This window comes from Campylobacter anatolicus (genome assembly GCF_018145655.1).
Classification (GTDB): domain Bacteria; phylum Campylobacterota; class Campylobacteria; order Campylobacterales; family Campylobacteraceae; genus Campylobacter_A; species Campylobacter_A anatolicus.
Genome location: NZ_JAGSSY010000010.1, coordinates 1 through 8,115, shown reverse-complemented (window position 1 = coordinate 8,115; position 8,115 = coordinate 1). Strand labels below are relative to the sequence as shown.

At 28.0% G+C, this 8,115-nt stretch carries 9 protein-coding genes; 2 read left to right on the top strand and 7 right to left on the bottom strand.

Annotated features, from left to right (window positions below; all coding sequences use genetic code 11):
• Positions 1-185 precede the first annotated feature (185 nt).
• From KDE13_RS09375 to KDE13_RS09365, 3 genes are read right to left on the bottom strand one after another with little or no spacing between them, the layout of a single operon-like run.
• The gene (locus KDE13_RS09375) at positions 186-1,409 is read right to left on the bottom strand and encodes a toprim domain-containing protein (RefSeq protein ID WP_212143701.1); all 1,224 of its coding nucleotides are present in this window, start codon (positions 1,407-1,409) and stop codon (positions 186-188) included.
• An 11-nt stretch (positions 1,410-1,420) separates the two neighbouring features.
• Entirely contained in the window at positions 1,421-2,419 is a 999-nt protein-coding gene (locus tag KDE13_RS09370) for a hypothetical protein (RefSeq protein WP_212143700.1), read from the bottom strand.
• Between the two features lie 34 nt (positions 2,420-2,453).
• The gene (locus KDE13_RS09365) at positions 2,454-3,719 is read right to left on the bottom strand and encodes a hypothetical protein (protein ID WP_212143699.1); all 1,266 of its coding nucleotides are present in this window, start codon (positions 3,717-3,719) and stop codon (positions 2,454-2,456) included.
• Between the two features lie 581 nt (positions 3,720-4,300).
• Between KDE13_RS09365 and KDE13_RS09360 the strand changes: the two genes are divergently transcribed.
• Positions 4,301-5,473 (top strand): tyrosine-type recombinase/integrase, encoded by a 1,173-nt coding sequence (locus KDE13_RS09360; protein ID WP_229204422.1) that lies wholly within the window; start codon positions 4,301-4,303, stop codon positions 5,471-5,473.
• A 177-nt stretch (positions 5,474-5,650) separates the two neighbouring features.
• Positions 5,651-6,391, top strand: a complete 741-nt coding sequence (locus KDE13_RS09355; RefSeq protein ID WP_212143698.1) for a replication initiation protein — start codon at positions 5,651-5,653, stop codon at positions 6,389-6,391.
• A 167-nt stretch (positions 6,392-6,558) separates the two neighbouring features.
• On the opposite strand, the gene KDE13_RS09350 is transcribed toward KDE13_RS09355, so the two are convergent.
• The 4 genes from KDE13_RS09350 to KDE13_RS09335 form a co-directional block, all read right to left on the bottom strand.
• Positions 6,559-6,759, bottom strand: a complete 201-nt coding sequence (locus KDE13_RS09350; RefSeq protein WP_212143697.1) for a hypothetical protein — start codon at positions 6,757-6,759, stop codon at positions 6,559-6,561.
• A 131-nt stretch (positions 6,760-6,890) separates the two neighbouring features.
• On the bottom strand, positions 6,891-7,151 hold the full coding sequence (locus tag KDE13_RS09345; protein WP_212143696.1) for a hypothetical protein: 261 nt from the start codon (positions 7,149-7,151) through the stop codon (positions 6,891-6,893).
• A gap of 166 nt (positions 7,152-7,317) precedes the next feature.
• On the bottom strand, positions 7,318-7,500 hold the full coding sequence (locus tag KDE13_RS09340) for a hypothetical protein (protein WP_212143695.1): 183 nt from the start codon (positions 7,498-7,500) through the stop codon (positions 7,318-7,320).
• A 21-nt stretch (positions 7,501-7,521) separates the two neighbouring features.
• The gene (locus tag KDE13_RS09335; protein ID WP_212143694.1) at positions 7,522-7,827 is read right to left on the bottom strand and encodes a hypothetical protein; all 306 of its coding nucleotides are present in this window, start codon (positions 7,825-7,827) and stop codon (positions 7,522-7,524) included.
• Between the last annotated feature and the right edge of the window lie 288 nt (positions 7,828-8,115).

The window sequence follows — 8,115 nt, the reverse complement described above, 5'->3', positions numbered from 1 at the left end:
TTGGGGCGTTGCGGGGTGTCCCCGCTTGAAGCGAAGCGTTAGAGCATAGACTTTGGCTATGCGACTGCGATTAAAACATTGACTTAATCGCCTAGATATAGTAGAGATTTTGCGGAAGTAAATTTGTTAAATCTTATGTAAAACGCGATAAACACGTATTTTGTAAAACTTATTAAAAAATTAATTCAAACTGAAAGTTGAATATTTTGAGTTTTTTGCACCTTTAATGTTATAGTCTCATAGGTATTTATAGTTTGACTAAAGTCAAATATTTTGGCGACTTTGTTGGCTATTTTATCAACAACTGGAATGTCGTTTTTTGCTATTTCTGACAAAAGTCGCCGTCTATCATTAGGATATAAAATATCAAATTTATTGTTTAAATATACAGCCCTTTTTTGGAACTCTAAGCACTCTTTTTGTAATTGCTTTTTACTAAAATTATTTGGTAATTTTAAAACCTTGCCAACAATTAAATCATCGTTAAAATCTTTTAAAACAGGCTTGATTGTTTTTGCAGTAGGCAAAATTTCACTAGCTATTTTGTTAAACTCCTGCCCCTTTTCATCATTATCAAACCCTAATAGAATTTCAGCATTTTTAGCTTTTGAGTTTATAAATTTAAAGACTTCCTTGTGTGTGCTTGTAATTTGTCCATTTGTGGAGCAAAGGAGTGTTGTGATTGGTTCTAATCCCCTTAGTTGCATAACCGAAAGACTATCTATAATACTTTCGGTTATGACTATATTTTTATAACTTGATAAATCTTTTTTATTGGCATTATCGGCAACTATTATTTCAAGCCCTTTTGTTCCATAGCAAAGCTGTTTTATTGGACGTTCATAAAATCGCCCATCTCTATCCTTTGTGATTGGATTATTTAGATAGCTAATATACCCACTTTTGGTAATGCCATTTATTTTATCATTAAATACATAGCTGGGTGTTAATATATTTTTGCTTTTTGTATCTTCTTTAAGGTCGGAAAAAAAGGAGAGAATTTGTTTGCTAATGACTCTTTTATTGCTTAGAAAACTATTTTCACTAATACTTGGTGTTTTATTATAAATTTCAATTTTTGTATGGTTTATATTGTTATTATCTATTTGTTTATTTATTATATAATTTTTTTCTAAGTTTTTATAATCATAATTAGTGCTTTGCATTAAATCTTGTGTATCGATACCACGATTTTTACAAAAATTAATTATATTACCTTTATCACTATTGTCATTAGGATTAAAATACAAATAGTGTCCGTTTGATTGTTTGGAGATGACTATGGTATCACCATAGTCATTTGTTAATGTTTTATAGTGCTTACTGCTTTTCTCACGCTTCTCATAGTATCCATTATCTATTAAAATTTCGTGTAATGGAAGCTCTACAATATTGGTTTTTTTACTCATTTATTGCCTATTTACTGCACACCTACTTTTGGTATGCCAAATTCATCTAAATTAAATTTTTTATCTCTATATCCTAAATCAATCAAAGCTTCATCTAATTCAATTTCTTTGTATTCTTTTTGAAAATCACCTTCGCTCACGTTTCGTGAAGTTAGTAAATCATTGCTACTATTTTGCCCTAGCTGTATCGAAGCTTTTGAGTATTCTAAACTTAGTTCATATTGGCGTGTCATACTTTCAAGCATTTTAAGCAATAAGGCATTTGTGAGAGCTTGTGCTTGTTTTTGATTGTTGGCTTTATTTAGTTGTTTTGCAAAATCATTTAAATCTTTTTGCATTTGTACTTTTGTATAAAAAGAATTTTGAGCATTTTCATCGTGATATGTGTCGTAAAAATTCATCATCTTAGCATACTGCTCTTTTGCTTCCTCTTGCTTTATAAACTCTCTTGCTTTTTGTATATTATCAATTTGTGTTCTAAGAGCTTTCATCTCTGCGTAGTTTGTTGTTTTGTCAATTTGTCTATAAAGTTCATCTATTGTTTTATCAAGTTCTATTCCATTTGATAGTGCTGATATGCAACGATTTGTTTTATTAGCATACGAGTTAGCTATACGTTTGATTTCTGTTCCAAAAAAACTACTTTGGCTTTCTAAAAAATTACACGCTTTTTGCATTCTAGCAACAGAGCCTAGTATATCGTTTGGGATATTATTAATATCGCTATATATTCTTTTCATAGAGCCTACAAGCCCATTTATTTCGCCAAAAATTTCATTAATACTTCCCATATCGACACCAAGCTCTTTCATTTGCTTTTCAAAATTTAATGTGTCTTTTACCATTTGTTCGTATTGTTTTATCTGCTCGGCGTAATCCTTTAATGTTTGTGTATAGCCAATTACTTGCTGTGCTATTGCAGCCACATCCACTGTTGGTATACCACTAGCATTTGCACTGCTTAAAAATAATGACGTTGCGATACTAATTGTAGTTATAAATTTTTTCATTTTTCATTCCTTTTGCTTTCTTAATCTTTAATGCTTAATAATATTGCATATCTCTTTGTGTTTCTTGGCTTTTATTCTTAATTTTTTCTTTGCCGACTTTTATAATATCATTTGCCTTTTTGCAGGTTTTTGGATAAGTATTTTCAAATTTAGGTAAAACTCTTTTAATATTTTCAAATTGTTTTTCAAAATTATCCAGCTCTTTTTTATCCATTTCCTTGCCTCCACTTTTTATAATACTCTTGTTTAGCTCCTCGTATGATTTTTCCATTTTTTTCATTTCATCATAGCTCTTTTCAAGCTCATTTTTGCCATTATAAATTTCTTTTACCAATTCTCCTACTGCCTCTTTCATTTTTGGATTTTCAAAGGCTAATTGCATTTTTTCTTGCAATTGTTTTTGGTGTATCTCTTTTGTGGCGTTTGCGTGGTCTAGTGTTAGCACTATAACGTTGTCAATTTGTTTCAAAAAATCAATAATGCCTCCTACGTCTTTAGCATTTGACAAATTTTCGATACTTTTTTCAAATTGTGTTTGTAACTTGTTTTGTTTATCCTCTAAAATTTCAAGCTCTTTTTCGTGGCGTTTTAACAAATCATTCTCTTTTTTATTGTAAGTCCTTTGTTTGTCGCTAAGCTCAACGCTTTCTTGCTCTTTTGTTTTTGTATCGCTATTTTGCTCTTTACTAGTTTCAATTTTACTCTTTAGTTCATCAATAGCCTTTTGATTGATTTCGGTTTGTTTTAAAATGTCAAAACTTTCCCTTAAAGGCTCATTGGCATTAATATCATCAATAGTGTTTTTTGTTAAAATCATACGTTTTAATGGAGTGTTATATAAGTCTTTATCTTTTTCTTTAGCCTCATTTTTCTGATTAAAATTACTACACTTTTTTAGTATCGTTTCTAGTTTTTGATTTAACTCTTTTCCATAATATTTTTCATCACCCATTTTAGAGTAAAGAGATTGTGTCTTTATGTTTAAATCTTTTTTTAAATTATATAAAGAGCTATAAATTTCATATCTAGTATCAATAAAAGATTGAGAATTTGGTTTGCCTCTTTTTTTAAAATCCTCACAATCGGATATAAACGTATTTAAAACTAATTTTTCGTCATAAAGTGATAAATTCTTTATAAGCTCATCTTTATTTCTTGCTGTAAAGAAAAAATTTGGGTCTTTGTTATGTTCTATGTCATAATTACCATTTTCTTTTATAATATTAAACCCATATTCATTAATTTTATTTTCAAAAGCATTGTTGTCATTAAGTGTAGTTTTTGTCTCCTTATTTCTCATTTGACTTAACTCCTATCTTTTACCAATCTAACCAAAAAAGAGTATATAAATTATGATTAATATTTCTTTAAGTAACTACACACTAACTTAAATTTTTAAAATTTTTTTCTTATCAAATATTAAATTTTAAAATTTTTATAAACTTAAATTTAAAATTTAAATATATTTAAATTTTTAAAATTTAAAAGTTCTTTTTTCCCTTTTATTTTATTTATGTATATTATAGTATAGAGGCTAGAGATTTTGCGGTCTTAATTTTTTAAATTAATTTTACAATATCGTTTTTTTGGTAGCTAGCTAATATTTTACGCTTTTATACAGAAACAAAATTTGCAAATTAAAGTAGAGATTTTGCGGTTTAAAAAATTTAATTAATTTTTATAATATGCCTTAAATACTTATATATTGGGTATTTTAATGCATTTTGAAACTAAAAAATATAAAAATAATTTTTTAAGTATTTATTAAGTAAAATGCTTTATAATATCTGTAAAATCGCTATTTTAAGTTTTAAAAAATTTTGAATTATTTTTTTAAATTCTTAAATATTTTAAGAATTTAAGCAAATTTTTATATATGGTATGATTAAAATTATGAAAGGTTTAAAGAAAAATCATAATATTTATATTAGAAATGGCATTATTTGGATTGATTATCAGCAAAATAATATTCGTATTAGGCGTTCAACTGGCTTAAAAAATTGTAGTTTTGCCTTAACGTTTGTTAAAAAGCATTATAGTGAATTTATTGGCTCTGTTGATGATAAAAGGGAGATAATAAAGCTATACAGAAAACTGGAAGACGATAATACTATCAAACAAATTCAAAAAAGTGAAACAAAGCAAAAAAAGAAAAAGGCACATATAAAACAATACGTCGATGATAGGCGTAGCATATATTACATTTGTAAAGCAATATTTAATGAAAAACTATTTTTAAAAGCTTCTACTATTGCTTCATATCGCAACATAATAAAATTATTCTTGGAATTTTGTGCAACTGAAAAATTGATATATGCAGATGATTACAAAAGGGAACATAATGTATCTTTTTTAAGGTACTTTATGAGTAAAAATATTTGTAGTCGATACCTAAAGCGTGTTGCTTCATTTGCAAAATCAGTTTTTAATTATGCTGTTGAAAATGACTATATTGTAAAAAATGTTTTTATGCTACCAAAAGTTAAAAAAGAGATATTCCAAAACGAATTTGAAGTTTTTAGCCTTGATGAAGTGCTTAATTTAATCAAGTGTGCAACTGGCGAACTAAGAACATTTTTAGTAATAGCATTTTTTACTGGAGCAAGAACAGGAGAAATTTTAGCACTTACTTATGATGATTTAGATTTTATTAAGTGTGAGATTAGAATTTCAAAAAATTTAGCCGAAAATGGCATTTTAGATAGTCCAAAAACTATATCATCAAACAGGATTATCGATATGCTTGATATTGTAAAAAATGAGTTAATTAAGTTAAAATTAAAACAAGATGAACGTATTTTTAAAAAGCGTAGATTTGTTTTAAGACATAATTTTCACAAGCTCTTATCCAGTTTAGGCTACAAGAAACGGCGACTTTATGACACTAGACATACGTTTGCTTCTATTATGCTAAGTCGCGGAGAGGAACCTATGTGGGTTGGGTGCAAAATGCTAGGACACAAAGACCTAAATCAAACCTATGAAACTTATGCAAAATATTTACCGCAAAACGTCAAAGCTAGAGCTAAATTTTTAAATAATGTAGAAATTTAAATTTTTAGTGTGTAGTTGGCAAAGATTATGATATAATAAAAGACACAATTTTAATATAACTTATAACGCAATAAGACACAATAAAATAGCTGAAAATTATTATTTTTGGCTATGTCGTATTTAAGGATTAAACATAGAATGTGTCTTTTTTCGTTTGAGTTCGTGAAAGGACTTTTGGTGTTTAGAGTTACGAAAAAAGCACTCTCAAGTGATTTGGCCTACAAAAATGAGCTTAATTGCCTTGATTTTCCAAAAACATTCAACGCAATTGATTTTAAGATATTTTTCACAATTTGTTGGCACGCCAAACAACGAAAAAATATAGGAACAATAGATATATCTTTTGATGATTTAAAAAAATTTTTTGATATAGAAGTTATCAAAAAAAATGAAAAACGCTTTTATAGTGAAATTTGTAATTTTGTAGATAAGGTATCTAGCTCAAATAGCTCAGTTAGTTGCCTTTCTGAAAAAAAGGACGAATACTATACTCGCTTTCCATTTTTTAAAAAAATAAGTGCTATGAAAAATAAACAAGTGCTTAGATTTAGACTAAATTCTTATGCACATAATTTACTTTTTGATACGATTAGCAATTTTATGCATTTTGATATGTATGAGCTTTGCGAAATTAGTGGAAAATTTGCTATATGTTTATTTAGGAGTATAAAACAATTTGAAAACATTGAGCCAAATGAGAATGGTCATAAAATTATAACTTTTAACAAGCAAGAATTTTTACGTCTTACAAACGCACCCAAAACATATACTTCTACTGATATAGATAGATTTGTTATTATCCCGTCTATTAATGAGCTTAATGGTAAAAATTTTAAGTCACTAAGATATGAAAAAGAAACTGAAAAGAGTAAATATAGAGCCGTAACTGGATATAGATTTATTTTTGAAACAATGTAGGCGACAAAGCTAGTAAATGTATAATGTTGGTAGTAAAATGTTATTGGTTAATGAAAGGCAGATATTCAATAACTATCAAGCTGAAATAATGAAAATATCAATCTACTTTTAAGTTCGAAACCATTAAAATAATTATACATATTTTTTTATTCTTTTTTACTCTGTCTTCAAAATCTGCTTTTAATGCAAAATCTAAATCGGCATAATATTTTTTTTAACTCTGCTTTTGTCACCAGAGCGTATTCATTATCTGCAAACTCTTGCAAGGATTGAGTAAAATCATCGTGACAATATTTTTTGTTTTTATAGTTTTTGCTAATAAATCTTTCAACTTCCTTGCTACATTTTATGTTATCTAAGATTAGCATTTTTACTCCTTTTATTTTTTTATTGCAAGGGCGTTTTTACGCCCTATTATCCTTTATTATCTCTTTTTATGCTTACAGCAAAAAAAACAATTCAGGAAACTTTTCAAAAAATATTTTACATCCTTATATCATTAAAATGTCGAATTGATTAAATTACCATCATAATCAAGTTTAATCTGGCTTTGTGCAATTTTTGGGTCATCTTGCATAGCCTCAAATGCTTCGCAAATTTTATCCCTTAATGGCGGAATATTTACCCCCTTTAGATTAATAAATTTGCCGTTTTGTTTGCAAAAATCTATTAAGCTTCTTATATCTTGATTTGTAAGTGGTAAATTTTCAGCAATCATCTTTTGAAAATCCAAAAATCTAAATTCTATAATCTCAAACATATTATGCCACCTTTTTTCGATAAAACTTATAGCAAGTTCATAAATATGCCCTGCATAACTCTTGCCTTTATGCTTTCATTATCAAACAAAGTATCAAATAGTGAAATTTTAACCCAGTTTGCTTGTTCCATAACTTCTAAACAATCCGTATTTTCACAATACTTTTCTATTTCGTTTGCATATTCATTAAAAAAGCAGCCAGTGTGCTATCATAAAAAATAGAAATTTCGCTACCACCTATGCCATAATTGTAAGTGTCGGCTAAATTTTTGTAAAGTTCGTGTTTGCTATTATCAAACAAACCAGCACGAAACGCTTTAATTATATTTTTTTCGTAACTCTGTAACATTTTTTATCCTTTTATTTTAGCTTAAAAACTAAAGACAACGTATAAATCTCCGTGTCTATCCCTATCACAAAACATTAAATCGCCATTCTCATAAGCACACAATGCTTCTTTTTCGCTTTCAAAAAAATCAGTATAGTGTCCGTATGAGCCATTGACAATTGCATTATCTACAATAGATGACGGAGTGTCGTTTTGCATATCAACACCACAATTCTCAAAAAGGTTTAAAAAATATTCCTCAATTTCTGTGCTTGGGAATTCCCAGCCATATCGATTTCTAACAACTTTCATTCTAGCCTCTAACGCCTCTCTTACAAAAGCATTCATCTTATACCCTTTCTTTTTTGGCTTTTATCTTTTTTGTTAAGAGTATTATACAAAAATAATACTTAATTTACAATTAAATAACATAATATATAAAATATAAAAACAATAAAATAAATAAAAAAACATAATAATTTTAAAAACTTTTTTAAGTAAAAAAGAGTTATCTTTTCTCCCTTTTTTGGGGCGTTGCGGGGTGTCCCCGCTTGAAGCGAAGCGTTAGAGCATAGACTTTGGCTATGCGACTGCGATTAAAACATTGACTTAATCGCCTAGATATAGTAGAGATTT